The organism is Streptomyces sp. NRRL F-2580 (assembly GCF_000720115.1).
GTDB lineage: Bacteria > Actinomycetota > Actinomycetes > Streptomycetales > Streptomycetaceae > Streptomyces.
This window is the reverse complement of sequence record NZ_JOIR01000016.1, coordinates 65919-90773: the sequence shown is the minus strand read 5'-3', so window position 1 is coordinate 90773 and position 24855 is coordinate 65919. Positions and strand designations below refer to the sequence as shown.

Annotated in this window: 21 protein-coding genes and 1 tRNA gene; 8 read left to right on the top strand and 14 right to left on the bottom strand. The window is 74.2% G+C overall.

From position 1 onward, the window contains the following. Positions 1-66 precede the first annotated feature (66 nt). Both IF88_RS0119550 and IF88_RS42195 read left to right on the top strand, forming a co-directional pair. Entirely contained in the window at positions 67-1698 is a 1632-nt protein-coding gene (locus IF88_RS0119550; RefSeq protein ID WP_051837182.1) for an AfsR/SARP family transcriptional regulator, read from the top strand. Positions 1699-1967: 269 nt separating this feature from the next. Continuing rightward, the gene (locus IF88_RS42195; RefSeq protein WP_051837181.1) at positions 1968-4922 is read left to right on the top strand and encodes an AfsR/SARP family transcriptional regulator; all 2955 of its coding nucleotides are present in this window, start codon (positions 1968-1970) and stop codon (positions 4920-4922) included. 80 nt (positions 4923-5002) lie between these two features. On the opposite strand, the gene IF88_RS0119540 is transcribed toward IF88_RS42195, so the two are convergent. Continuing rightward, positions 5003-6388, bottom strand: coding sequence for a helix-turn-helix transcriptional regulator (locus tag IF88_RS0119540; RefSeq protein ID WP_051837179.1), 1386 nt, complete (start codon positions 6386-6388; stop codon positions 5003-5005). A 153-nt stretch (positions 6389-6541) separates the two neighbouring features. Between IF88_RS0119540 and IF88_RS45525 the strand changes: the two genes are divergently transcribed. Next, a complete protein-coding gene (locus IF88_RS45525; RefSeq protein ID WP_030713623.1) occupies positions 6542-6793 on the top strand; it encodes a hypothetical protein in 252 nt (83 codons plus the stop codon). 99 nt (positions 6794-6892) lie between these two features. Here IF88_RS45525 and IF88_RS0119530 read toward each other — a convergent pair whose 3' ends face one another. Further along, positions 6893-7456 carry a DUF1707 and FHA domain-containing protein gene (locus IF88_RS0119530; protein WP_030713620.1) on the bottom strand — a complete coding sequence of 188 codons (564 nt, stop codon included), beginning with the start codon at positions 7454-7456 and terminating at the stop codon, positions 6893-6895. Positions 7457-7567: 111 nt separating this feature from the next. Here IF88_RS0119530 and treZ point away from each other — a divergent pair, with 111 nt between their 5' ends. Then, positions 7568-9352, top strand: a complete 1785-nt coding sequence (gene treZ, locus IF88_RS0119525; RefSeq protein ID WP_030713619.1) for a malto-oligosyltrehalose trehalohydrolase — start codon at positions 7568-7570, stop codon at positions 9350-9352. Positions 9353-9381: 29 nt separating this feature from the next. Here treZ and IF88_RS0119520 read toward each other — a convergent pair whose 3' ends face one another. After that, complete coding sequence (locus tag IF88_RS0119520) at positions 9382-10521, bottom strand: aminopeptidase P family protein (protein WP_030713618.1); 1140 nt, start codon at positions 10519-10521, stop codon at positions 9382-9384. After that, complete coding sequence (locus IF88_RS0119515) at positions 10518-11363, bottom strand: LysR family transcriptional regulator (protein WP_030713617.1); 846 nt, start codon at positions 11361-11363, stop codon at positions 10518-10520. Before IF88_RS0119515 ends, IF88_RS0119520 begins: the two co-directional genes overlap by 4 nt. Positions 11364-11440: 77 nt before the next feature. On the opposite strand from IF88_RS0119515, the gene IF88_RS0119510 reads away from it, so the two are divergent. Both IF88_RS0119510 and IF88_RS0119505 read left to right on the top strand, forming a co-directional pair. Beyond that, a complete protein-coding gene (locus IF88_RS0119510) occupies positions 11441-12277 on the top strand; it encodes a glutamine amidotransferase-related protein (protein WP_078892997.1) in 837 nt (278 codons plus the stop codon). 73 nt (positions 12278-12350) lie between these two features. Next, positions 12351-12423 (top strand) — tRNA-His (locus IF88_RS0119505). A gap of 100 nt (positions 12424-12523) precedes the next feature. Here the strand turns inward: IF88_RS0119505 and IF88_RS0119500 are convergent. Then, complete coding sequence (locus IF88_RS0119500; RefSeq protein ID WP_030713613.1) at positions 12524-13279, bottom strand: alpha/beta fold hydrolase; 756 nt, start codon at positions 13277-13279, stop codon at positions 12524-12526. 72 nt (positions 13280-13351) lie between these two features. On the opposite strand from IF88_RS0119500, the gene IF88_RS0119495 reads away from it, so the two are divergent. Beyond that, positions 13352-14065 (top strand): hypothetical protein, encoded by a 714-nt coding sequence (locus tag IF88_RS0119495; RefSeq protein WP_158754458.1) that lies wholly within the window; start codon positions 13352-13354, stop codon positions 14063-14065. On the opposite strand, the gene IF88_RS0119490 is transcribed toward IF88_RS0119495, so the two are convergent. The 9 genes from IF88_RS0119490 to IF88_RS0119450 form a co-directional block, all read right to left on the bottom strand. Beyond that, complete coding sequence (locus tag IF88_RS0119490; RefSeq protein ID WP_030713609.1) at positions 14052-16112, bottom strand: phosphocholine-specific phospholipase C; 2061 nt, start codon at positions 16110-16112, stop codon at positions 14052-14054. The genes IF88_RS0119495 and IF88_RS0119490 overlap by 14 nt on opposite strands. Before the next feature lie 199 nt (positions 16113-16311). Next, complete coding sequence (locus tag IF88_RS0119485; RefSeq protein ID WP_030713605.1) at positions 16312-16896, bottom strand: GTP-binding protein; 585 nt, start codon at positions 16894-16896, stop codon at positions 16312-16314. Between the two features lies 1 nt (position 16897). After that, positions 16898-17266, bottom strand: a complete 369-nt coding sequence (locus tag IF88_RS0119480) for a DUF742 domain-containing protein (protein ID WP_030713602.1) — start codon at positions 17264-17266, stop codon at positions 16898-16900. After that, complete coding sequence (locus IF88_RS0119475; RefSeq protein ID WP_030713599.1) at positions 17266-17685, bottom strand: roadblock/LC7 domain-containing protein; 420 nt, start codon at positions 17683-17685, stop codon at positions 17266-17268. Before IF88_RS0119475 ends, IF88_RS0119480 begins: the two co-directional genes overlap by 1 nt. Beyond that, positions 17682-20033 carry a nitrate- and nitrite sensing domain-containing protein gene (locus IF88_RS0119470; protein WP_030713598.1) on the bottom strand — a complete coding sequence of 784 codons (2352 nt, stop codon included), beginning with the start codon at positions 20031-20033 and terminating at the stop codon, positions 17682-17684. The genes IF88_RS0119475 and IF88_RS0119470 overlap by 4 nt, the downstream gene beginning before the upstream one ends. A 366-nt stretch (positions 20034-20399) precedes the next feature. Next, positions 20400-20813 carry a peptide-methionine (R)-S-oxide reductase MsrB gene (gene msrB, locus IF88_RS0119465; protein WP_030713597.1) on the bottom strand — a complete coding sequence of 138 codons (414 nt, stop codon included), beginning with the start codon at positions 20811-20813 and terminating at the stop codon, positions 20400-20402. A 23-nt stretch (positions 20814-20836) separates the two neighbouring features. Continuing rightward, positions 20837-22231, bottom strand: coding sequence for a UDP-N-acetylmuramate--L-alanine ligase (gene murC / locus IF88_RS0119460; RefSeq protein WP_030713596.1), 1395 nt, complete (start codon positions 22229-22231; stop codon positions 20837-20839). A 53-nt stretch (positions 22232-22284) separates the two neighbouring features. After that, complete coding sequence (locus IF88_RS0119455) at positions 22285-22752, bottom strand: hypothetical protein (protein ID WP_037806379.1); 468 nt, start codon at positions 22750-22752, stop codon at positions 22285-22287. 148 nt (positions 22753-22900) lie between these two features. Then, the gene (locus tag IF88_RS0119450; protein ID WP_030713594.1) at positions 22901-23683 is read right to left on the bottom strand and encodes a pyrimidine reductase family protein; all 783 of its coding nucleotides are present in this window, start codon (positions 23681-23683) and stop codon (positions 22901-22903) included. An 84-nt stretch (positions 23684-23767) separates the two neighbouring features. On the opposite strand from IF88_RS0119450, the gene zapE reads away from it, so the two are divergent. Next, positions 23768-24823, top strand: coding sequence for a cell division protein ZapE (gene zapE / locus IF88_RS0119445; RefSeq protein WP_420710991.1), 1056 nt, complete (start codon positions 23768-23770; stop codon positions 24821-24823). Positions 24824-24855 lie beyond the last annotated feature (32 nt).

Sequence of the window (24855 nt, the reverse complement as noted above, 5' to 3'; positions counted from 1 at the left end):
GGCGGCCCGCCGCCACACCGTCGGACACCGTAGGACCACCCGGCACCGCGGAGGAGGCCAGACCGGATGCGCGGAGTGAACCCGGCTGTGCCCCGGGGCGGCGACGGCCACCGCTTCCGGTTGCTGGGACCGGTCCGGATGGTCCTGCGCGGCGCCGCGGTCCGCCCCGGCCCGCCCCGGCAGCAGGCGGTCCTGGCCGTCCTGCTGCTGCGCCGCCGCCGGCCGGTCACGGTGGACGAACTCGTCGCCGCCGTCTGGGGGGACGACGCCCCGGCCCGCGCGGCCGGCAACCTGCGCACCTACGCGTGGGGGCTGCGCACCCTGCTCGAACCCGGCCGCGGCGCCCGCGAGCCGGCCCGGGTGCTGCTCGGCGACGGGCGCGGGTACGTCCTGCACACCGCGGAGGACTCGGTCGACGTCCTGCGGTTCGAGGGCCAGGTCGAGGCCGCCCGGCAGGCGCGCGGACGCGGCGACACCGCAGCCGAACACGCCCTCCTGGCGGACGCGTTGGGCCGGTGGACCGGAGAGGCCCTGGCCGGCGTGCCCGGCCCGTTCGCGGAGGAGGAGCGCGTCCGGCTCGGCGCCCTGCGCGCGGCCGCCCGCAAGCGGTACTTCGCGTGCGCGCTGCGCCTCCGCCTGCACCACGCCGTGATCCCCGAACTGACCGCTCTCACACGGGAGTTCGCGCTCGACGAGGAACTGCGCGCGCTGCTCATGCGCGCCCTGCACGGCTGTGGCCGGCAGGCGGAGGCGTTCACCGTGTTCGCCGACACGCACCGGATCCTCGGCGAGGAGCTGGGCGTCGCCCCGTGCGCCGAGCTGACGGCCCTCCACGCCCGGCTGCTCGCCCACGATCCGCCGCCCGTCGCCCCGGACCACCGGCCTCCCGCGCCTGCCCGAGCCCCGGCTCCACCCCCGGCCCCGCCGCTGCTGCCGCCTCCGCCGCCCTCGCCGGAGCAAGAGGTGCTCCCGGAAGCGGCGCAACGTGCCCTCGCCCAGGCGGAGCGCCTCCTCACCGAGGGGGTCGACCGCGGTGTGGTCCCCGTTCTGACGATCACCGGGCCGGGCGGGGCGGGCAAGACGGAACTGGCCGCGCGGATCGCGGACCGTGTCGCCCGCCGCTTCCCCGACGGCCCGCTCTTCGTCGACCTGCGGACCCCCGGCCCCGTCCCGGCGGGCCCCGGCCCGCTCCTGGCACACCTCCTCCACGCCCTCGGGATCCCGCCGGCGAGGATTCCCGCCGACGCGGATCAGCGGGCGGCGCTCTACCGCTCGGTCCTCGCGGGACGGCGCGCCCTCGTCCTCCTCGACGGCGCCCGGGACGCCGCCCAGGTCGTCCCCCTGCTGCCCGGCGCACCGGGCAACGCCGTCCTCGTCACCACCCGGTCCCGCGCCCTCGCCCTGCCCGGCGCGGCGCTCATCGAGCTCGCCGCCCGCCCGTACGCCGGGGAGCCGTCCGCCGACGAGGGCGCCGACGATCCGGCCGCCTCGGCTTCCGGCCGGGACGGCCTGCCGCCCGAACTGGCCCGTGCCGCCCGCCTGCTCGCCCGCCACACAACCGACCTGTCCGTCGATGCCGTCGCGGCCGTGCTGGACACCGGGCGCGAGAGCGCGGCCCGCATCGCCGAGGCCCTGGTGGACGCGGGGGCACTCGACACCCCCGCCGCCGGCAGCTACCGCACCCCGGACCGGCCCTGAGGGGCGGGCGAGCGGCCTGCATCCCGTTTTCGTGACGCGGCCCGGGGGTTTCGTCACGCCGCGCGGCTCCCCCGTACCTCCTGAAGATGCATGGCACTCACATGATCCTTCGGGGGGCGGTCCTGCCGTGGAGCGGGCTGGCAAGGTCGGATCGTGCCCGGCGGGCCGGCGCCCCCGGCCGGTCCGCCGGGCCGTGCCGGCCCGGCTGCCCTCCCAGGGAGCCGACGCGTGCGCACGCCACCGCCGCAGAGACGAGAACGGAGTCCACCGTGAGCAGCGACGCCCCGCCCGAACCGTTCTTCTCCGTGCTCGGAGCGGTCCAAGCCCGGCGGGGCGACGCACCGCTGCCCCTCGGCTCGCCGCAGCAGCGGGCGCTGCTCGCGATGCTCCTGCTGAGACGCAACGACGTCGTGGCTCTCGACGAGATCATCGACGGCCTCTGGGGCGAGGAGTTGCCGCGGACGGCGGTGGGCACGGTCAGGTCGCACGTCTACCGGCTCCGCCGGGCGCTGGGGCCCCGCATCGCGACCCACGGCCAGGGGTACCTGCTGGACTGCGGCCCCGGCGCACTCGACCTCGATGTGTTCGAGCAGCTGGTCGCCGATGCCCGCGCGTGCACGGCGGCGGAGAGGACCGGTGAGGCGGCCGAGCTGCTGGCCGGAGCGCTCAAGCTGTGGCGGGGGGCTCCGCTCGCGGGAGTTCCGGGCCCGCACGCCGCGATCCACCGCGAACGCCTTTCGGAACTCCGGCTGTCGGTGCTGCTGGAGCGCGTCGAACTCGACCTGCGGCTGGGACGGCACGCGCGGCTCGTCCCTGAGCTGACCAGGCTCTGCGCGGAACACCCCCTGCACGGGAGGCTGCGGGAACTGGCGGGGATCGCCCTGGCGCGCAGCGGTCCCACCGTCCGGCCTGCGGGGGGCGAACCCACCGGGCGCCCGCACCGGACCCCGCCCGGACCGCCACCCGGGACCCGGCCCGGAACACAGCCCGGGACCCCGCCCTCGACCCCGCCCGGGCCGCCGTCCGCCGGCGAGGCGCCCCCGGCGGCCCACGAGCGGTCCATCCGCGCGGACGCCGCCACCGCGCGGCCCCGACCGGCCCAGCTCCCCTTCTCACCGGGCGACCTCATCGGCCGCACCGAGGCGGTACGGGACCTGCTCGACGCCTTGACGACGCCCCGGACCGGATCCGTCGCGGTCGCCGCGGTCACCGGCACCGGCGGCGTCGGGAAGAGCGCACTCGCCGTCCACGTCGCCCAGCGGCTGCGGGAGCGGTTCCCGGACGGGCAGTTGTACGCGAGCCTGCGCGGCACCTCGGCGGAGCCCGCGGACCCCGGCACGGTCCTGGCCGGCTTCCTCCAGGCGCTCGGGGCGGAGGAGGAGGCGATCCCGGACGGACGGGAGGAGCGGGCCGCGCTCTTCCGTACGACCGTGACGGACCGGCGGATCCTGCTGGTCCTGGACGACGCCCGGGACACCGCCCAGGTCGAGGCGCTGCTTCCGGGCTCGCCGGCCTGCGCGGTGCTCGTCACCGGCCGTGCCGCGCTGGACGGGCTGCCGGCGGTCCGGCGGGTACGCCTGGAACCCCTGGCCGGCCCGGAGGCACTCGCCCTGCTCGGCGCCGTCGTCGGGCCGGAGCGGATCGCCGCCGAGCCCGGGCAGGCGGCGGTGCTGGCCGAGCGGTGCGGCGGCCTGCCACTGGCGCTGCGCCTGGCCGGCGCGCGGCTCGCGGCCCGCCCCACGTGGTCGTTGTCCGACTTCGTCCGGCTGCTCGACGGCCACCATCCCGCCTTCCCCGCGCTGCCCCCGTTCGCCGTGTTCCCCGCGTCGGCCGGATCCCAGGACGGCATCACGGCGTGCATCCGGCCGAGCTACGACCTGCTCGACGACGAGGAGGCCCGGCTGTTCCGGCTGCTGGCACTCACCCGCCGGGGCACCACGGACGTCACGGGGGCGGCGGCGCTCGGCGGCCTGCCGCCGGCGCGCGCCGGGCAGTTCCTGGAACGGATGACCGGGCTGGGTCTGCTGGAGTCGCCCTGCCCGGGTGTCTACCGCCAGTACCCCCTGCTGCGGATGTTCGGGGCCGAGCGCTCCCGCGAGGACGACCGCCCCGACGAGCAGGCCGCGGCCTTCACCCGGTTCCTCGACCACCTGCTCGCGGTGGCCCGCACCGTCCACGCCGCCGAGCGCCCGGGGCACCACGTCTCCGGCCTGTTGCCGCCGGACGGCCGGCCGGGCGGCCCCGACAGCAGGCGGCGGCTGCTCGACCCCGAGCACGACGGCGCACTCGGCGTCGCCGTGCGGACCCTGGAGGCCGTGCCGTCGGCCGTCGCGGTGGCCGCCGATCTCGCGCTCGCCGTCGAACCGCTCCTGGAGGGCTCGTACCTGTGGGCGCAGTCACTCGATCCGGTGCGCCGGATCCTGCGGACCGCGCAGGACCAGGGGCACCTGCGTGCGGCCGGCCGCGCCGGCTACGTGCTCGGCAGCGCGCTGGCCCAGCTGGGACGACTGGACGAGGCGGACCGGATACTCGACGCCGCCGAACACGCGGCGCTGGCGGTGCGGGACGACGCCGTGCGCACCGAGATCCTCAACCGCCGGGCCCACGTGTGCCAGTACCGGGCGCACTGGCGCCGGGCCGACACCCTGCACCGGGAGGCCGTCGCCGTCGGGGAGGCGTACGGCAGCGCCTGGGCCTGCCGCAACGCCCGCGCGAGCAGCGTCAGTACGCTGCTGCGCCTCAGCCGCCGCGACGAGGCCGCGGAGATCAGCCGCGCCACCCTCGCGTCCGCCGTCGACGCGGGGGACCATCACGGCGAGGCGTACGCCCTCTACAACCTGGGGCTCACCGCCCGGCACCTCGGCCGCACCGACGAGGCGGTCGCCCGGCACCGGCAGAGCGCCGCACTGAGCGCGCGGCACGGCTGCCCCACGGTGGAGGCGATGAACCTGGTGTCGGAGACGACCGCCCAACTGGCCGGCAACCGCCTGCCGGAGGCCGTGGAATGCGGCGAGCGGGCGGTGGCGGCGACCCGCCGCATCGGCTGGCACGCCGCCGAGGTCCGGGCCCTTCGACTCCTGGGCAGCGCCGTCGCGGCTGCGGGCGACCGCGAGCGGGCCGGGGCCCGGCCGGCGCAGGCCGCGGACGTGCTCGTCCCTTCCGGCCGGCCGGGGCGTCCGCTCGACCCGTCCCTGCCGGCCTTGCCGCCCGGCGGTACGTCATGACCGGGGCCGGGAGGCGGACCCGTCGGGATGCGGTGGCGCACGGTTCACCGGGGTTTCGTGACGGGGGCCGTCGCCTTTCGTCACGCGCCTGCGGTGGGTCCCTCGCCTCCGGGCCGCGACCTGCGGCGGGCCCGGTAGGCCCGCGCCCGGCAGGACGCCGAGCAGTGCCTGGCGGGCCGGCCCGGGGCCGGGTGGCCGCCGGCGGCCGCCGGGAGCGCTCGTCCGCAGCCGGGGCAGCCGGGCGGACGGGCCGGGCCGTCCGTGTGCGGCGCCGGGGTGGTCGCCGGCTCCGAGGCAGGGGCCGGGCGCGGGGCGGGTGCCGACGCCGGTGCCCGCTCCGGCGCCCCGGCGGCCGGTACCCGTACCGCCCCCTGTTCCGCCCGCTGTTCCGGCCCCTCCTCCGGTCCCTGTTCCGACGGGCGTTCCGGAGCCGGCCCGCGGCCCTGGGTCAGGCCCTGCCGTTCGGCGATCACCCCCGCCTGGAAGCGGCTGTTCGCGCCCAGCTGGAGCAGCAGCTCCGAGACGTGCCGGCGGCAGGTCCGCAGCGATATCGCCAGGCGCCGCGCGATCGTGTCGTCCTTGAGTCCCTTGGCCAGGAGCGCCAGGATGCTCTGCTTGACCGTTTCCGAGATGTCGTGGGCCGCCTGCGGGCCCGTCGCGAACGGCGTCGCGTACTCCCAGTCCCGGTGGAAGACGTCCAGCAGGTACCCCAGCAGGTCCGGCTCCCGGATCAGCAGCGCCCCGCCGGAGCGGGACGGCAGGAAGCCCAACTCCCCGTCGATGACGATCATCTGCGGGAGCACCTCGGGGAGCGTACGGATCTCCGCCCCCGCCCCGATCAGCCGCTCCGCGTGCGCCCGCGTCACCGGGTCGAAACGGGTGGCGTGCTGGTACAGGCTGCGCATCCGCACGCCCCGCTCCAGCAGCGCGAGATCACGCGGCAGCGCCTCGCGCAGCGCCGCCTCCGGGAACGAGCCGCCGTGCTTGGACACCAGTATCTCGGCGCGGCAGCCGTCGATGACCTCGGTGAGGAGGGCGCGCACGGCGAACTGGTCGGGCAGGTGGTCGATCGTGCCCTGCGGGAAGACGTGCTGCCGTGCCTGGAGGTAGACGGGGATGAGCCCGGTGAAGGCGTCCCGCCGGTTCTGGAGTTCCTCCCTGCGGGCCCGCAGCTGCTCCTCGTGCGCGCGCAGCGCGGCCTCCGGCCCGGACAGCAGGTGGGCCCCCGCCGCCTGGGGGCTGACGGCCTGCCAGCCGTCGCCCGCCGTTCGCAGGAGGCAGGTGTCGGTCAGCGAGCGGACCGCGGCGCGGCACTCCTCCTCGGTCAGCCCGGTCTCGGCCGCGGCCCTCGGCAGGGCCGACGGGGCGAGCCCGCCCTGCACGAGCGTCCACCGGTAGAGCACGATCGCCGCGTGGTCGACCTCGGGTAAGCCGGCGTCCGAGGCCCCGCCTGCGCCCGTGTGCAACTGCTTGCCTCCTAAAAGTGCATGGCACACACATGATCCCTTACGTGCCTGCCACTGTCACGCCGGGCTCTGGCAGAGTCGTGATCAACGGGGAGACGGCGCGCATGACCACCGCGTCCTCCGGCAACGTTCCATATCCACAGAGGGGTTGTCGTGATCAACAAGTACGCAGCATGGGTAGTCGCGCTGGCCGCCGCGGGGGCCGTCTGGACGGGTACCGGAACCGCGGCCGCCGCGGCCTCGCCGGCCGACGCGCCCGCCGGACCCGTGGCCGCGGCGGGTACGACCCGCACGGTCCTTCCCGAGGTGGGCGACTGGCTCCGCGACATCCGCCCGGACGATCCCACCTGCGCCACCACGACGGCTTGGGGCGACGCCTATTGCCCCGGCAAGCCGCTGGCGTAGGGGGGACACCTCCTGAGCCGCCCGGGGGACCGGGTGCGGGGGCGGCGGGAACCATCCGCCGCCGGTTGGGTGGACGTGGGCCCGAACCCGGTCCTGATATCAGCTCGCCCAGAGCCGGAAGGTCATCTTCCCGAAGCTGACCTGGTCCCCGGCGCGGACCACCGCGGAGCCGGTCACCCGGTGCCCGTTGACGGAGGTCCCGTTGGTGGACCCGAGGTCCTTGAGCACCCACAGCCCGTCGCGCAGGCTCAGTTCCGCGTGCGCCCGGGACACGGTCTCGTGGCTGAGCCGCAGTCCGTTGCCGGGATCGCGGCCGATCCGCAGGACGGCCGCGCTCGGATGTGGCAGCAGCAGCTTGGGCAGCTTCTCGGCGGCCCAGGCGTGCCGGATGCCGACGGACACGGCGGAGACCCGGCCGACCCAGCCGAACAGCCGACGTGTCCACGGGCTTTCGGCGGCCTCCCTTGCCTGGAGGTCGGCCGTGAGGACGGCGAGGTCCTCGGAGCGGCGGGCGACCAGGGCGAGTTCCATCCGGCGCAGGAAGGTGTCGTGGGACAGCTTGCCGAGGGCAGCGCCCTCTCTGAGCTGGCCCAGCGCCCTGTCGCGCTCGGCGTCGGACAGCCGCGGCGCGGGGAAGGCGGGGATCTCGAAACTCGACGTCACAGGGTGATTGTCGGCCCGTCGGGGCCGGAGTGTCCAGAACTCCCCCGCCACGCCCGGAATGATGGGCAGGATACGCATGCCGGCCACCGCCGCTGACGAGGGGACCGTCCGTTGCACTTCGAGGTGTGGGCACCGCTGACAGGTCATGTCGCCATGCGACTCGACGACGCGACGTACGCGATGGAGCGCGATCCGGAACGGTCCGGCTGGTGGACCGCGGAGGCCCCGGCCGGCGAGGGCAGCCGCTACGGGTTCCTGCTGGACGCAGACCCGGTCCCGCGGCCCGATCCGCGCGGCCGGCGGCTGCCCGACGGCCCCGACGGCCTGTCCGCGGTGGTCGACTTCGAGGCGCTGGTCCAGGCGGCGGGCCCGCCGGTCCCGCCGCCGCACACCCGGCTCCAGGACGCGGTCCTGTACGAGCTGCACATCGGCACCTTCACGCCCGAGGGCACCTTCGACGCGGCCGCCGCCCGCCTCGGGCACCTCAGCACGCTCGGCGTCACGCACGTGGAGCTGATGCCGGTCTGCTCCTTCCCCGGCCGGCACGGCTGGGGCTACGACGGAGTCGCGCCGTGGGCGGTGCACGAGCCGTACGGCGGCCCGGCCGGGCTGGTCCGGTTCGTGGAGGCGGCCCACGCCGCCGGGCTGGGCGTGGTGCTGGACGTGGTCCACAACCACCTCGGCCCCTCCGGCAACCACCTGCCCGCCTTCGGCCCGTACTTCACCGACACCCACCACACGCCCTGGGGGGCGGCGGTGAACCTGGACGCGCCCGGCTCCGACGAGGTGCGCGCCTACCTCGTGGGCAGCGCGCTGGCCTGGCTGCGCGACTACGGGATCGACGGACTGCGGCTCGACGCCGTGCACGCGCTGGCCGACGGGCGCGCGCTGACCTTCCTGGAGGAGCTGTCCGCGGCCGTCGACGGGCTGGCCGCGGACACCGGCCGGCCGCTGTTCCTGATCGCCGAGTCCGACCAGTGCGACCCGCGCACCACCACCCCGCGCGCGGCCGGCGGACTGGGCCTGCACGCCCAGTGGAACGACGACTTCCACCACGCCCTGCACTGTGCGCTGACCGGTGAATCCCAGGCGTACTACGGGGACTTCGCCGAGGCCCCGCTCGCCGCCCTCGCCAAGACCCTGACCCGGGCCTTCTTCCACGACGGGACCTGGTCCTCCTTCCGCGGCCGCACCCACGGCCGCCCGGTGGACCGCCGCCGGACCCCCGCGCACCGCTTCCTCGGCTACACGCAGACACACGACCAGATCGGCAACCGGGCGCAGGGCGACCGGCTCGCCGCCTCCCTCTCCCCCGGCCTGCTGGCGTGCGCCGCGGCGGTGGCGCTGACCGGACCGTTCGTGCCGATGCTGTTCATGGGCGAGGAGTGGGGGGCGCGCACCCCCTGGCAGTACTTCACCGACCACCCCGATCCGGAGCTGGCCGAGGCCGTACGGACCGGCAGGCGCCGGGAGTTCGCGGCGCACGGCTGGAAGGCGGTGGGGGTCCCCCCAGCGGTAGCTGGGGGAGAGATCCCCGACCCTCAGGACCCGGCGACCCGCGAGCGCTCCTGCCTGGACTGGTCGGAGCCCGAACAGGCCGCCCACGCCCGCCTGCTGGAGTGGTACCGCACCCTGGTCGCGCTCCGCCGCGGCCACCCGGACCTGCGCGACCCGGACCTGGCGTCGGTCCGGGTCGCCCACGACGAGGAGCGGCGCTGGCTCACCTTCCGGCGGGGCGACGTACGGGTGGCCGTGAACCTCTCCCCGGAGCCGTTGACGATCGCGCTGGGCCGCAACGGGGTGCGGGTGCTGGCGGCGTGGGAGCCCCTCGAACGCCCCGGCCCCGACGGCCGGATCCACGTCCCCGGCGAATCGGCGGTCGTGCTGGGTCCGTGAGGCGGCGGTCGCCGCGCCCGCCGGGCGGGCTACTCGACGACGGCCAGCTCGCGCGGGGCGTTGTTGAGCCGTCGCCCGCCCTCCTCGGTGACGGTCACGATGTCCTCGATGCGGACGCCGAACCGGCCGGGCAGGTAGACGCCCGGCTCCACGGAGAAGCACATCCCGGGGACCAGGGGCTGTTCCTCGCCCTCGACCATGTACGGCGGCTCGTGGGTGGTGACGCCGATGCCGTGGCCGGTGCGGTGGATGAAGCGGTCCCCGTACCCGAACTCGGTGATCACCGCGCGGGCCGCCCGGTCCACCTCCTGGCAGGAGACCCCGGGGCGGACCGCCGCCACGCCCGCCTGCTGGGCCTCGCGCACGATGTCGTGGACGCGCTGCTCCTCGGCGGTGGGCTCGCCCACGTGCACGGTGCGGGAGATGTCGGAGCCGTAGCCGAACCGCAGGCCGCCGAAGTCGAGGACCACCATGTCGCCGCGGCGGATGACCCGGTCGCCGGCCTCGTGGTGCGGGTTGGCCCCGTTGGGGCCGGAGCCGACGACGGTGAAGTCGACCTGGGAGTGGCCGTGGGCGCGCAGCAGGGCGGCCAGGTCGGCGGCGACGTCCGTCTCCCGGCGGTCGGCGAAGGGCAGGTGGAGGATCTGCGCGTACGCGGCGTCGGCGGCGGCCCCCGCCGCGGCGAGGCGCTCCAGTTCCCGTTCGTCCTTCACGGCGCGCAGCATGGGCAGGCAGTCGGTGAGCGGCGTGTGGGAGGTCTTCGGCAACTCCCGCTGGAGGCCGAGGAGGTGGAGGGCCCAGGTGTTGTCGCTGACCCCGAACCGGCCGGCCGGATCCAGCAGCGGGGCGGTCACGGAGTACGGGTTCGTCCCGTCGGTCCAGTCCCGCAGGGTCAGCGCGGCGGCGCCCGCGGCCTTGGCCGCGTCGGGGGCCTCCAGTGCGGGGACGACGAGTACCGGGTCCTGTCCGGCGGCAAGCACGAGCAGGGTCAGCCGCTCGGTCTCTGCGGTGGGCCGGTATCCGGTGAGGTGCGTGAGGTCGGGCCCGGGGGCGATCAGCAGGCCGGCCAGTCCGGCGTCGGCGGCGGTCCGCGCCGCGGCGGCCATCCGGGCGGCGTAGTCGTCGGCCGTGAAGGGTGCCGGGTCTTTGAATGCGGCGTCACGTGTCATACGGGTGATCCTGCCGTGAGCCGGGCGGCGAGGGCAGCGGCCGCGCCGGTCGGGGTGCCGGGCGTGAGGAGTTCCGTACGGTGCACCAGGCGCGGAGCGGACAGCGGCACGGCGACCCCCGCGCCGGCGGCCTCGGCGACCCGGCGCGGAAGCAGCGCGAGGCCGTGCCCGGCCGCGGCGAGGGCGCAGAGGGCGTGCAGGTCGGTGCCGTCGTAGCGGACGGAGGCGCGGGCGGCGGTGAGCGGCAGCCCCACGCCGGGGGCGTCGAGCCAGCGGGCGTCGGCGAGGTCGTCCAGCCGGACGGCGGCCCGCCCGGCGAAGGGGTGCCCGGCGGGCAGCAGCACGGCCAGCTCCTCCTGCGCCACCCCGGTCACGGTGAGGGGGGCCACGTCGGGCAGCCGCAGCGGGTCGCTGGGCGCGGCCGGGCCGTCGACGAGGCCGAGGTCGCAGCCCCCGGTGGCGACGGCCGCGGGTACCTCGGCCGGGGGCAGCACCCGCAGGGTGACCCCGGTGGCGGGCAGGGCCGCGAGCAGCCGGGGCCCGACGGCGAGCGGGGAGGCGGCGAGCGTGACCCGGCCGGGCGGGGCGGCGGTCAGCCGGAGCACGTCGGCGCGGGCGGCGTCGAGCCGCAGGAGCAGGGGCCCGGCGTGCTCCAGCAGCCGCGTCCCGGCCGGGGTCGGCGCGACGGGCCGGCGGGTGAGCAGCTCGGCCCGGAGGTCCCCTTCGAGCGCGGCGATGTGCTGGGAGACGGCTGACTGGGTGTAGCCGAGCTCGCGGGCGGCGGCGGAGAAGGAGGCGAGCCGGGCCACGGCGACGAACGTACGGAGCAGGTGCGGGTCCATGGTCATCAGGATCACTGATGGAGGGTGCAGGAACAATCGTTGGCGCTGAACGGGGAGCCGGCCGCAGGATGATCCACATGACCACGGCACAGACCGCACAGACCCCGCACCCGACGCAGACCCCGCCGGCCCCGCAGCCCACACCGGCGGCGCGGATCGCGCTCGTCGGCGACCGCTCCCCGCACGTGAAGTCCCACACCCGGATCCCGCTCCTGCTGGACGCCCTGGCCTCCCGCGACGGACTCGTACTCGACGCCTACTGGATCCCCACCGGCGATGCCGAGGCCGAGGCGGCCGCCGGGACCCTGGCCCGCTTCGACGCCGTGTGGGTGCTGCCCGGGAGCCCGTACGCGAGCGAGGCCGGGGCGCTGGCCGCGATCCGGGTGGCCCGCGAGGAGGGCATCCCCTTCCTCGGGACCTGCGGCGGCTTCCAGCACACCCTGCTGGAGTACGCCCGGACGGTCTGCGGGCTGACCTCCGTGGCGCACGCCGAGAACGACCCGGGGGCGGCGGACCCGCTGATCGCGCCGCTCGCCTGTTCGCTCGTCGGGCACGAGGGCCTCGTACGGGCCGAGCCCGGCTCGCTCGCCGAGGCCGCGCTCGGCGCGGAGCGGTCGATGGAGCGCTACCACTGCAACTACGGACCCGCGCCCCGGCACCTGCCGACGCTGACCGCCCACGGGCTGCGGCTGTCGGGGCACGACGAGGAGGGCCAGGCCCGCATCGCCGAGCTGCCCGGACACCCGTTCTTCCTGGCCACGCTGTTCCAGCCGGAGCTGCACGGGGACGGCTCGCGGCCGCACCCGATCGTCCGGGCCCTGGCCGCGGCGGCCGTCGCGCACGCCGCCGGCCGCCGGGACGGGGTCACGGCCCGGCTCGCCGCCACGCTGGGCGCCAGCCGCTCGGCCGGATAACGCGTCGCGGGACCACCCCGCAGATCGGCTATGCTGTGCATGCACGTCGACGGGTGGTCCGCCGCCCTTCGTGGTGGGTGTAGCTCAGTTGGTAGAGCACCTGGTTGTGGTCCAGGTGGCCGCGGGTTCAAGTCCCGTCACTCACCCTGATCCCCCGGGGTACGAGGTCTCCTCGTACCCCGGGGGTTTTTTGCGTCCGAGGTCCGACGCCGGACGTCCGGCGTACGGCGGCGGCTCCGGCTGCGGCTAGTCGCGCAGGTAGGCCTCGACCTCGGTGACGAAGGCCACGGGGGTCTCGTGCGGCGGGTAGTGGCCGGCGCCGGGGAGGGTGCGGATGCGGCAGTTCGGGTACCAGACCTGCCAGGTGGCGCGCATCACATCGGCGGTGAGCGCGAGGTCGTACTCGCCGACCAGGACGAGCACCGGCACCGTGTTGCCCTTGACGGCGTCGGACAGGTCCAGGGACTGCCAGCTCGCGAGGTAGTCGGCGAAGGCCTCCGGGCGGGAGACCTCCAGGGAGTGGGCGACCATCCGGTCGATCCAGCGCCGGCTCGCCCGGTTGCCGGTGACGAGGTCGAGGATGGCGCGCCGGTTCTCGGGGCTCTCGGCGGCGCCGAAGAAGAGGGTGTGGGTGGCGTCGTCCATCGCGTACGGCGCGGCCGGGACCGGGTTGATCCCGACGAGCTTCTCGATCCGCTCGGGGGCGCGCACGAGGACCTGCTGGGCCGCCTTGCCGCCCATGGAGTGGCCGAGCAGGGAGAAGGTGTCCCAGCCGAGCTGGTCGGCGAGTTCGAGGACGTCGTCGGCGATCTCGCCGAGGGTGTGGCGGCCCGTCACGTCCCGGCGTTCGCCGTAGCCCCGGTAGTCGAGGAAGGCGTACGAGAACCCCTCGGGGTCCAGGTGGTCCAGTACGGAGCCCCAGTTGGCCGAGGTGCCGAACCAGTCGTGCAGCACGATGACGCGAACGGGTCCGGTACCGATCCTGCGGTGGGCGATGGCCATGCGTTCTCCCTCGGTGACGGGGCCGACGAAAACGGACCCGTACGTTCTGCCCACCGGGTCTACGATCACACCGTGAAGCCGACATCGCGCCCGGAGCCGCTGGTCATGGGGGACTTCTCCCGTCCGGACGGGGCCCGGCACCCCCACCATCCGCGCAGCTACGAGATCACCGCTCCCGCCGAGATCGACGAGGTCCGGGCCGTCCGGCGGCTCGGCCGGGAACGCGCCGCCGAGGCGGGATGGGACCTGATCGAGTGCGCCTGCTCCGACGCCCAGGGAACGGCGCACCCCACTCCCGAGTCGAGCCGCCTGCTCGACCCGCTTTCCCCCGACGGTATCCCGGCCCGTCACCGGGAGCGGTGGGCAGCCGCGGCGCCCGAGGGGCTGCGGGAGTTCGCCCGGGCCCTGGCCGCGGGCGAGGAGGAGCCGCCCCCGCCGCACGGGGTGCCGCCGGCCGTGGTGTTCGGCTGGCTGGGCGCCGTACGGGAGGAGCCGCGCGACGCGGCGTGGCTCCTCGCGGAACGGGCCCCCGTCCGGCTGCTGGCCGGGAGGCCGACGGAGGAACTCGCCTGGGCGGTGCGGGAGACGGACCGCACCGGGCTGGAGGGCGCCGTGCGGTTCTTCGCGAGCGAGGAGTTCACCACCCGCCACCCGAAGCGGCGCCGCGTCCCGGACACCGCCCGCGACCTGCTGCTCCGGTACGCCCGCAGCCGCCGCCCCGAAGACCTCCCGGTCCTGGAACGGCGGCTGCTTCGCACGCCGGAGGACCGCGTCAGACGGTCTTGATCGCCGGGTCGGAGACGCCCGGGGCGCCCGTCTCCACGTGGCCCGCGAAGCGGCGGAGGAAGCTGGCGTCGGCGTCGGAGACGACGTTCACGTCGTACCAACGGCCCGTGGCACCGAGGTCCACCGTGTGGGCGACGGTGCCGCCGGCCGCGACCCTGACGACCTGCGGGGCGCCGCCGTAGGCGTTGGTCACCGTCAGGTTGACGGCTGCGGTACCGGAGTTGGTGAGGGTCAGGGCCAGGTTGCCGGTGCCGGCGACGTGGCGGGCCGTGGCCTCGGGGCCGGCCTTCTTCGCCGGGCCCTTCCAGGTGCGCAGGAAGCCGTTGGGGCCCCAGACCGTCAGGTTGACCTGGTTGCCGGTGGAGCTGCTGGTGGACCAGGTGTCCGAGAGGGTCTTGCCCGCCTCGACCGTGTAGGGCCAGGGGCCGTCGGTCCGGTTGCCCGAGGTGCTGTGGAAGTGGGCGCCGAGGGTCGGGCCGGAGGAGAAGGTGAGGGTGAACTTGCCCGTGGAGACGGTGCGGGCGCCGTCCACGTACGGGCTGTAGCCCAGGGCGCGGGTCGGCTTGGAGCCGGCCTCCTGCTTGGGCAGGGTGCCCGTGGCCGGCGGGGTCGGATGGTAGGACGGGTGGCGGTTCTTGTCCGGCGGGACGTACCCGGCCGTGGAGGGCAGGGCGGCGGGCGCGGCGTCGGCGCGGGTGAAGTCGAAGGCCGAGGTCAGGTCACCGCAGACGGCGCGGCGCCACGGGGAGATGTTGGGCTCCTGCACGCCGAAGCGCTTCTCCATGAAGCGGATCACGGAGGTGTGGTCGAAGGTCTCGGAGCAGACGTAGCCGCCCTTGCTCCACGGGGAGACCACGATCATCGGCACGCGCGGACCGAGGCCGTACGGTCCGGCCGCGTAGCCGCCGCCACCGACGTACAGGTCCTTGGACACGTCGGCCGTGGACAGGCCCCAGGCCGAGGAGGCGGGCGGGTACGGCGGGACCACGTGGTCGAAGAACCCGTCGTTCTCGTCGTAGGTGATGAAGAGGGCGGTCTTCGCCCACACCGCCGGGTTCGCCGTCAGCGCGTCCAGGACCTGCGAGATGTACCAGGCACCGAAGTTCGTCGGCCAGTTGGCGTGCTCGCTGAAGGCCTCGGGGGCGGCGATCCACGAGACGGAGGGCAGGGTGCCGCCCACGACGTCCGCGCGCAGCCGGTCGAAGTAGCCGTCGCCCGCCTTGACGTTCGTGCCGGTGCGCGCCTTCTCGTACAGGGCGCTGCCGGGCTGGGCGCCCCGGTAGGCGTTGAAGTACAGCAGCGAGTTGTCGCCGTAGTTGCCGCGGAAGGCGTCGTTGATCCAGCCCCAGGAGCCGGCCGCGTTCAGGCCGTCGCCGACGTCCTGGTAGACCTTCCAGGAGACCCCGGCGGACTCCAGTCGCTCGGGGTACGTCTTCCAGCCGTACCCGGCCTCCTGGTTGCCGAGGACCGGGCCGCCGCCCACGCCGTCGTTGCCCGTGTAGCCCGTCCACATGTAGTAGCGGTTCGGGTCCGTGGCGCCGATGAAGGAGCAGTGGTAGGCGTCGCACACCGTGAAGGCGTCGGCGAGGGCGTAGTGGAACGGGATGTCGTTCCGGGTCATGTACGACATGGTGGTGGCCGTCTTGGCCGGGATCCACTTGTCGTACTTGCCGTTGTTGTACGCCTGGTGGCCGCCTGCCCAGTCGTGGTTCAGCCCCTCCAGGAACTGCATCCCGAGGTCGGCGACCTGCGGGTGGAAGGGCAGGACGTCCTTGGTCCCGTCGGACTGGAAGAAGACCGACTTGCCGTTGTCCTGGAGGACGGGGCGCGGGTCGCCGAAGCCCCGGACGCCCTTCATCGCGCCGAAGTAGTGGTCGAAGGACCGGTTCTCCTGCATCAGGACGACGACGTGCTCGATGTCCTGGATCGTGCCGGTGGTGCCCTGCGCCGGGATGGCGGCGGCCCGCGCGATGCTGTCGTTCAGCATCGTGAGGGCAGCGGTGCCGCCGGCTATCTGCAGGAACCTGCGACGGTTGAGTTCTGCCATGGCGTGACGACCTCTGCGGGTGAGGGGGGAGTCGAGGGGCGCCCCAAGGACAGCGGCCCCGGGGTACCGGCCGGGGATCCCCTCGTGACGCGGTGCCGTACACCTGGAGAACGGACGGCGTTCCTCCGTCCGCCGCGGCCGCGCTGGTGGGAGGGTAGGGCAACTCCCCGCAACACAACAGCCCCTCGCGGCCCTCCCGTCAGCCGTCGGCGGCCGCCGGTTCCCGCGCCGTGACGATGAGCCGGTCGAGCAGCGCGAGCAGGGAGGCGCGGACGTCGTCACGGGAGCGGGCGTCGAGCATGAGGACGGGCGTTCGCGGATCGCGCAGGTGCAGGGCCGCCGCGATCTCCTGCGCGGTGTACGGCTGTTCGCCGTGGAAGCAGTTCGCGCCGACCACGAAGGGCAGTCCGCGGCTCTCGAAGAAGTCGACGGCCGGGAAGCTGCGGTCGAGGCGCCGCGTGTCGACCAGCACGATCGCCCCGAGGGCCCCGTTCAGCAGGTCGTCCCACATGAACCAGAAGCGTTCCTGGCCGGGCGTGCCGAAGAGGTACAGGACGACCCCGGCATCGGTGAGGGTGATCCGGCCGAAGTCCATCGCCACCGTGGTGACCGTCTTGGACTCGATGCCGTCGAGGTCGTCGACCCCGACGCCCGCGGCCGTCAGCCGCTCCTCCGTCCGCAGCGGCTCGATCTCGGAGATCGTCTCCACCAGGGTCGTCTTGCCGACCCCGAACCCGCCGGCGATAAGGATCTTGACCGGGTCGGGTTCCCCGGAGGCGGGCATGTCATATCCGGGCAAGGTTGTCCCTGATTCTCATGAGCAGGTTGACGTCGGTGGTGTCGGTGGCCGCCAGCGGCGGCCGGTGGTCGATCAGCCCGCGGTCGGCGAGTTCCCCGAGGAGCACCGTCATCGGGGTGAGACGGATGTGCATCCGCGCCGCTATCTCGGCGACCGCCCGCCCGCCCGGCGGCGCGCACATGGCGAGGATCTCCTGCCACTCGGTGGGCAGCCCGCCGAGCGCGTCGTCGGCGACCGCCGCCGTGATGGTGGTGTCCATGGTGAGGACGGTCTGCGAAGCGTCCGTACGTCCGTCGGTCAGGGCGTACAGCCGCGTACGGCGGCGGCTCGCGGGCTGCGACTCGTCCTGCGGCATTACGAGGACGGCACCTGACCGCGGTCGGGGGTGCCCAGCCACTCGCCGAGCGCCTGAGCCGTGCGTACGGCCTCGCCGCCCAGCTCGCCGAGGCGGGCCTTGCGGGAGGTCACCACGATCAGCGTGCTGCCCTCCCCGCACCCGACGATGCAGAGGTACCGGTCGTCCATCTCGACGAGCTGGCGGATGACGCCGCCGCCGTCGATCTCCCGCGATATCGCCTTCATCGTGGAGGCGATGCCGGAGGCCGCGGCCGCCATGCGCTCGGCCTGGGGCTGGTCCAGTAGGTAGGCGCTGAGCCGGATGCCGTCGTTGGACAGGAGCACGGCGCCCTGGATGCCCGCGATCCTGCTCAGGTTGTTGTCCAGGACGCTGTAGATCGCGTCGTTGGATGCGGTGGTGTTCGAGGAGATGGTCATGGCTGATCCCGTCGGAGCTCTTCTTCCACTGTCTGGGTCCCCTGTTCGTAGTCCGCCCAGGCGTCGGCCACCTCTTCGGGTGTCTCGGTGTCCGGCCGCACGGGTGTTTCCGGCGCGCGGGGCGCGCGCAGCTGGTCTGCGATGTGGGTCTGCGGGACGCGCTCGGGGAGGGCGGGCCGCGCGGGGGCGTCCGCCGGAGCCGGCCGGACCGCCAGTGCGGCCACGGGACCGGGCGCGGGCGTCTTCGTACGGCGGCTGGGCAGGCCCGCGCCCGTGAGCAGGACCGGCTCGGGTTCGGCCACCTGCTCCGGCTCGGCCGCGGGTTCCGGCCCGGGCTCGACCGCGGGCTCCGGCTCGGGCGCGGGCTGGGCCAGGGCCCGGGGCGCGGGTTCGCGCCGGGCGGGCTCGCGCGGGGTCTCCGCCTCGGTCGCCAGCAGCAGCTCCCCGGGGAGGACCACCACGGCGCAGGTCCCCCCGTACACCGAGCGGCGCAGGGTGACGGTCGCCCCGAGCTGGTCGGCGAGGTGGCCGACGACGAAGAGGCCGAGCCGGTGCGCGTTCTGCGCCAGGACGGAGTACGGCGGGGCCTGGTGCAGGCGCCCGTTCATCTCCTCGTAGCGCTCGGGGCTCACCCGCGGTCCGCGGTCCTCGATCTCGACCGACAGTCCGTCCGCGACCAGTTCGGCGCGGATGACCACCTTCGCCTTCGGCGGGGAGAACCGGGTGGCGTTGTCCAGCAGCTCGGCCAGCAGGTGACTGATCTGGCTGATCGCGCTCGGTTCCACGCTGGTCTCGTCCAGGGCCTGCCGCTCGATGCGCCGGAAGTCCTCGACCTCCGCGGCGGCTTCGCGCAGCAGGTCAGCGACGCGCATGGGCTCGGTGTGCGGGTCGGGGACCTCGCCGCCCGCCAGGATGAGGAGGTTCTCGATCTGCCGCCGCATGCCGACCGTCAGCTGGTCGGACCGCATCAACTGGGCGAGCAGTGCCTCGTCGTGGCCGAAGGTGTCCTGGAGGTCCTCGGTGAGGCTCAGCTGGCGGCTGACCAGGTTTCCGGTGCGCGAGGCGATGCCGGAGGCGAACAGGCCGAACCCGTGGCGTTCGGCGGCGAGCTGCCGGTGCCCGTCGACCGACACGGCGACGGCCCGGGCGAAGGCGTCGCTGATGCGTCCGACCTCGTCCCGGTCCCCGCTCACGGCCGGCAGGGCCGCGGCGTCCACGTTCTGTCCGCGCTGGAGCCGGGCCACGACGTCGGGGAGGGTCTCCTCGGCCACGGTCACCGTGCGTACGTGCAGCTCGTGCAGCCGGCGGAGCACCGACCGGGTGGTGAACACGACCACGATGACAACGGCCAGCAGCCCGCCGCCGCTTCCCCCGATCAGCCAGGCCACCTCAGTCTGCAGCTCCGCGGCCTTGGCCTCGCCGCGGGCGAGCACCGAGCGCGCCAGGTCGATGTTGAGCGTGGTCATCTGCACGGAGAAGTTGGCGTGCGCGGAGGACCAGCCGGCGACCTCGGCGGGCACCCTGATGCCCGAGACGGTGTCCTTGTGCCCGGAGAGGACGGCGTTCTCGATGCGCGTCTTCGTCTGCCAGTCCGCGGAGCCGACGACCCGCTCGTAGAACCGCTCGTCCCCCTCCGCGAGGTGCGGCACGATCAACGCCTCGTGCAGGTACCGCTGGGCGCCCAGGGAACTGACGAACTGGTCGTAGCCGACGAAGCTCAGCTCCCCGGAGGGCCCGGCCAGGGCCAGGACGGTGTCCTCGCGCGCCACCATCTCGGTGGCCTGGAGCATCGCCACCACGGGCCGGCTCGCCTGCGCGAGTTCGGCGTCCTCCGCGTGGCTGAACTCCTGCTGGTACACCTGGATGACCTTGCCGATCACCTCGGAGTAGTAGGCCAGCGTGCTGTCGGCGGCGCCGCTGCGGGTGTCCGCGCGCTGGCGGTACGCGGCCAGTTTGTCGAGCTGCTTGGTCACTTCGGCGAAGGACCTCGACGGATCGTCCGCCAGCCGGCGGAACTCGGCGGCGGCCAGGTCCGTGGCCCCGCGCCGGGCGCGCAGTTCGCCCTCGGCCCCGTCGTTGCCCGCCCACTGGGCGGCGGTCGCCGTCCGCTCCGCCTGCATGTCGACCATGAGCGTGTACAGCGGTGCGCCGATCCGCTCGGCGGCCTGCACGTCGGCCCGCAGCTGTTCCGACTGGGCCAGCAACCGCTGTGCGCTCAGGGTGACCTGAGTGCCCATCGCCAGAGTGGGGACGACCGCCAGCCAGATCAGCAGGGTGCGCAGGCGCACGTGGCGCCACCGACGCGTCGTCGACTGCCCTCGTACGCCTTCGGGTTCTATGGGAGACATCGGTCCTCGGGAGCGGGGGCGGCAGGGGGATGTCGGGGGTTGCCGAGCAGCCGGACGGCACGGTCCTGGGGAGGGGACGGCCACAACCGGTCCGGCTGCGGCGGGATGTGAGGGTGCCGATCATAACCAGACACATGGAGAAAACGGATAGGTGTCTTCACTGCCCAACCGTGCTATCGCCTTCGGATCACCGCAGGCCAGAGACCGGATCGGAATCGAACTGCGATGTCCTCGACATCACGAAGGACCCCTTCCGGCCAGCCGCGCGAGCGCCCGCCCGCCGCGGGCGGACCGGCAACCGGAACGCGCGCGGGCCCCCACCGACCCCGTACGGGGTCGGTGGGGGCCCGGCGGGGTCCCGCGGTGTCAGCCCTCGTCGGTGGAGGGGGTCAGGCGCAGGGAGATGCTGTTGATGCAGTACCGCTGGTCGGTGGGGGTGGGGTACCCCTCGCCCTCGAAGACGTGGCCCAGGTGGGAGCCGCACTTCGCACAGCGGACCTCGGTACGGACCATGCCGTGCGAGGTGTCGGCGATCAGCTCGACCGCGTCGGTGTCCTTCGGGTCGAAGAAGGACGGCCAGCCGCAGTGCGACTCGAACTTCTCCGAGGAGCGGAACAGCTCGGCCCCGCAGCCGCGGCAGGAGTAGGCCCCCTCCGTCTTGGTGTCGGTGTACTCACCGCGGAAGGCTGGCTCGGTGCCCGCGAGGCGCAGCACCTGGTACTCGGACGGGGTCAGCTCCGCCTGCCACTGCTCGTCCGTCTTCTCTACCTCGTAGGACATGACTCTCCCGCTCCCTCGTACCTTCAGCTCGACAGCCGGGCGAGGATGGCCGGACCGAGGTCCGTGACGTCTCCCGCGCCCATGGTGAGAACGAGATCGCCGGGCTTGGCCATTCCCGCGATGACGTCGGCGACGGCCGCCTTGTCGTGCTCGGCGGTGACGTCGGCGCCCGCGGACCGGGCGGCCGCGATGATCAGCTCGCTGGTGATGCCGGGGATCGGGTCCTCGCGGGCCGGGTAGATGTCCAGGACCACGGAGGCGTCGGCCAGGGCCAGCGCCTGGCCCATCTCCTTGCCCAGCTCCTGGGTGCGGGAGAAGAGGTGCGGCTGGAAGACGACCAGGATCCGGGAGTCCCCGGCGGCTCCGCGGATGGCCTCCAGGTCGGCGGTCATCTCGGTGGGGTGGTGCGCGTAGGAGTCGATGACCTGGACGCCGGCGGCCTCGCCCTTGAGCTGGAGGCGGCGCTTGACGCCGGTGTACTTGCCGAGGGCGGAGGCCAGGTTGTGCGCCGGGATGCCGAGGGCCACGCCGGCTGCGAGGGCCGCGACGGCGTTGTGCGCGTAGTGGCGGCCGGGCACGGAGACGGTGAAGGTGAGCATCCGGCCGTCCAGGACCACGGTGACCTCGCTGGTCAGGCCGCGCGGGGTGATCTTGGTGATCCGGACGTCGGCGTCCTCCTCCTCGCCGTACGTGACGACGGTGAGGCCCTCCCGGCCCGCGACGCGGCGGGCGATCTCGGCGGCGCCCTCCTGCCCGTGGGCGACGACCAGGGTGCCGCCGGGCACGACCTTGGCGACGAAGGTCTCGAAGGACTCGTAGATCTCCTCGATCGACGCGTAGTTCGCGTGGTGGTCGAGCTCCGCGTTGAGGATGATCGCGACCTGCGGGCTGTACTTGTGGAAGGTGCGGTCGCTCTCGTCCGCCTCGGCCACGAAGATGTCGCCCTCGCCGTGGTGGGCGTTGGAGCCGGGGGCGTCCAGGTCGCCGCCGATGGCGTAGGAGGGGTCCAGGCCCAGGGCCGAGAGGGACACCGCCAGCATCGAGGTGGTGGTGGTCTTGCCGTGCGTGCCGGCGACGGCGATCGGGCGCAGCCCGTCCATCAGGGCGGCGAGGGCGTCGGAGCGGTGCACGACGGGGATGCCGAGCTCGGCGGCGCGGGCCAGCTCGGGGTTGTCGGCGCGGATGGCGCTGGAGACGACCACGCAGGTGGAGTCGGCGGCGAGGTGGCCGGCCGCGTGCCCGATGTGGACGGTGGCGCCGTGGGCGCGCAGGGCCTGGGCGGTCTCGGAGTCGCGGGAGTCGCTGCCGGCGACCCGCGCTCCGCGCTGGGCCAGGATCTTCGCGATGCCGGACATCCCGGCGCCGCCGATGCCGATGAAGTGGGGCCGTTCCATGGCGGTCGGCAGGCCGGGCTTCATTCAGGTCGCTCCAGGATCGAGGGGTGGTGCTGTCAAGCTCTGACGGGCCAAGCCTATTCGTTGTGGGCGAAGAGCTTGAGCACCGGAACGCCGACCTTGTGCCGGGCGCGGGAGGCCCAGTCCCGGTGGAAGAACTCCTCCACGAAGTGCGGGGCGGTCAGGACGATCACCTCGTCGGCGCCGGTCTCGTCCACGACGGCCTTCAGCTTGTCCAGCGGGTGGTCCCCGATGATCTGACCGGTGGCGTTGGCGCCCTTCTGCCGCAGGGCGTTCAGGGAGTGCGCGAGGGCGTGTGCCGCCGGGCCGCGGGCGGCCTCGCCCTCGGGTTCGTCACCCTCGTGGATGGCCTCGGGGAGCTCACCGAGCGCGACGTCGTCGATGGCGCGCAGCAGTCGGTCCTGGTCGCCCCGGGGTCGCATGAGGACGACGAAGGAGACCGGGTCGTCCCCGTGCAGGGTGGTGACGAAGTCCACGTCCACCGTGGTCAGCGGCTGCTCGATCATCAATACGCTCGTGAACACGGACGCCCTCTCCTTCATGGGCCGAGGCCGGCTGGCCTGCCCCTGCGGAAACCATCCTGCCCCGCTGTCGCACGGGGCCCTGCGCAGACATGTCTGCCCAGTTATGTGCCCAGCGGAAGCAAAGCGGAACGCCAAACTCCGCCCCTTGTCAGATCCGACGGTAGCTCGTGAAGAGGAACCCGGCCTCTTCCAGTACGGAGGCGGGCGCGAGCCGGTGCGGAACCGTGACGGAGGGTCCTCCGGCGATCCGCTGGGCGTCACCGGCCGCGAGCATCGGCGAGATCGTCAGGCACAGCTCGTCCAGGGCGTCGGCGGCCACGAACTGGCCCAGCAGCCGGGGCCCGCCCTCGGTCAGCTGGCGGCGCAGCCCCCGCTCGGCCAGCTCCCGTACCGCGCGGGCCGGGTCCACGGCCGCGCCGTCGCCGGCCACCACGACCTCGGCCCCGGCCTTGAGCGCCTCGGCCACCCGGTCGGCGGGCGCGGTGGCACCGGTGACCACCAGGGTCGGCACCAGCGGGGAGGTGAACAGGGGGAGCGAGAAGTCCAGGTCCATGCGCGCGGTGACCACGGCGATCGCGGGGGCCGGGCCCTGTCCGGCGGCCGCCCGGCGGGCGGCGAAGGCCTCCCGGGCCCGGGCCGGGCGGTAGCCCTCCTGGCGAACCGTTTCCGCCCCGACGACGACCACGTCGGCCAGAGCCCGCAGGGTGCCGAAGATCCTCATGTCGGTCTCGCCGGAGATCGGCTGGGAGCGGCCGTCGTGCTGGGCCGCCCCGTCCAGGGTGGAGACCATGTTCGCCCGCAGCCAGTGCCCGTCCGTCCCCAGGACGGGGTACGCGTAGGCCTCCGCGAGCTCGTCGAGCGACCACTCCCGGTCGGCCCGGTCCTGGGGCGGGGCTGGTGTCTGATCGGTCACAGGGAACAGGCGTCGCATCCGGGCAGTGTGCCACGCCCCGTAGAGTTAAGGGCTGTGTCGACATCACTCTCCACCTCCGGTTACACCTCCGGCCGGCCTCCGATAGCCGACGCGGGGCCCCAGGCCCTGTGCGCGCGCGAGCCGCGGGTGCCCGCCGAACGGCTGGTGGCCGAGATGGTGCCGCCGCCGCGCTTCGACTCGGTCCGCTTCGACACGTACGACCCGGACCCGACCCAGCCGAGCCAGTCCGAGGCCGTCACCGTGCTGAGCGGCTTCGCCGCCGGTCTGGGCGGCGCGCACGCGAGCGGCGCCGGCAAGAAGCGCTGGTTCTCCAAGAAGCCCGCGGTCCCCGCCGGCCCGCGCGGGGTCTACCTCGACGGCGGGTACGGCGTCGGCAAGACCCACCTGCTCGCCTCCCTGTGGCACGCCACCCCGGCCGAGCCCGCGCTCAAGGCCTTCGGCACCTTCGTGGAGCTGACCAACCTGGTCGGCGCGCTCGGCTTCCAGCAGACCGTGCAGACCCTGGGCGGGCACCGGCTGCTGTGCATCGACGAGTTCGAGCTGGACGACCCGGGCGACACCGTGCTGGTGTCCTCGCTGCTCAGCCGCCTCGTCGAACAGGGCGTGGCGCTGGCCGCCACCTCCAACACGCTGCCCGGCAAGCTCGGCGAGGGGCGCTTCGCCGCCGCCGACTTCCTGCGCGAGATCCAGGGGCTGTCGGCGCACTTCCGGCCGCTGCGGATCGACGGCCAGGACTACCGCCACCGCGGCCTGCCGGAGGCTCCCGCCCCGTTCTCCGACGAGCAGGTCGCCAAGGCCGCGTACGCGACCGACGGCGCGAGCCTGGACGACTTCCCCGGCCTGCTGGAGCACCTGGCCCGGGTGCACCCCAGCCGCTACGGCGCGCTGACCGACGGGATCACGGCCGTCTGCCTGACCGACGTGGGCCCGGTGCCCGACCAGTCGACGGCGCTGCGGCTGGTGGTACTGGCCGACCGGCTGTACGACCGCGAGATCCCGGTCCTGGCCTCCGGGGTCCCCTTCGACCGGCTCTTCAGCGACGACATGCTGAACGGCGGCTACCGGAAGAAGTACTTCCGCGCCATATCGCGGCTCACCGCGCTGGCGCGCGACGCGAAACCCCTGGTGTCCCAGTAGGTTTGGGGATGCCGGGCTCCTCCGGGCGCCCG

What these genes read in the sequence shown, in the direction of transcription:
- IF88_RS0119550 (WP_051837182.1), top strand. Translation starts at nt 67, where the DNA reads ATGCGCGGAGTGAACCCGGCTGTGCCCCGGGGCGGCGACGGCCACCGC.
- murC (WP_030713596.1), bottom strand. Translation starts at nt 22,231, where the DNA reads ATGAAGCCCGGCCTGCCGACCGCCATGGAACGGCCCCACTTCATCGGC.
- IF88_RS0119490 (WP_030713609.1), bottom strand. Translation starts at nt 16,112, where the DNA reads ATGGCAGAACTCAACCGTCGCAGGTTCCTGCAGATAGCCGGCGGCACC.
- IF88_RS0119510 (WP_078892997.1), top strand. Translation starts at nt 11,441, where the DNA reads ATGACCACGGCACAGACCGCACAGACCCCGCACCCGACGCAGACCCCG.
- IF88_RS0119450 (WP_030713594.1), bottom strand. Translation starts at nt 23,683, where the DNA reads ATGCGACGCCTGTTCCCTGTGACCGATCAGACACCAGCCCCGCCCCAG.
- IF88_RS0119470 (WP_030713598.1), bottom strand. Translation starts at nt 20,033, where the DNA reads ATGTCTCCCATAGAACCCGAAGGCGTACGAGGGCAGTCGACGACGCGT.
- IF88_RS0119500 (WP_030713613.1), bottom strand. Translation starts at nt 13,279, where the DNA reads ATGGCCATCGCCCACCGCAGGATCGGTACCGGACCCGTTCGCGTCATC.
- IF88_RS0119520 (WP_030713618.1), bottom strand. Translation starts at nt 10,521, where the DNA reads ATGACACGTGACGCCGCATTCAAAGACCCGGCACCCTTCACGGCCGAC.
- IF88_RS0119515 (WP_030713617.1), bottom strand. Translation starts at nt 11,363, where the DNA reads ATGGACCCGCACCTGCTCCGTACGTTCGTCGCCGTGGCCCGGCTCGCC.
- IF88_RS0119480 (WP_030713602.1), bottom strand. Translation starts at nt 17,266, where the DNA reads ATGCCGCAGGACGAGTCGCAGCCCGCGAGCCGCCGCCGTACGCGGCTG.
- IF88_RS0119485 (WP_030713605.1), bottom strand. Translation starts at nt 16,896, where the DNA reads ATGCCCGCCTCCGGGGAACCCGACCCGGTCAAGATCCTTATCGCCGGC.
- IF88_RS0119475 (WP_030713599.1), bottom strand. Translation starts at nt 17,685, where the DNA reads ATGACCATCTCCTCGAACACCACCGCATCCAACGACGCGATCTACAGC.
- msrB (WP_030713597.1), bottom strand. Translation starts at nt 20,813, where the DNA reads ATGTCCTACGAGGTAGAGAAGACGGACGAGCAGTGGCAGGCGGAGCTG.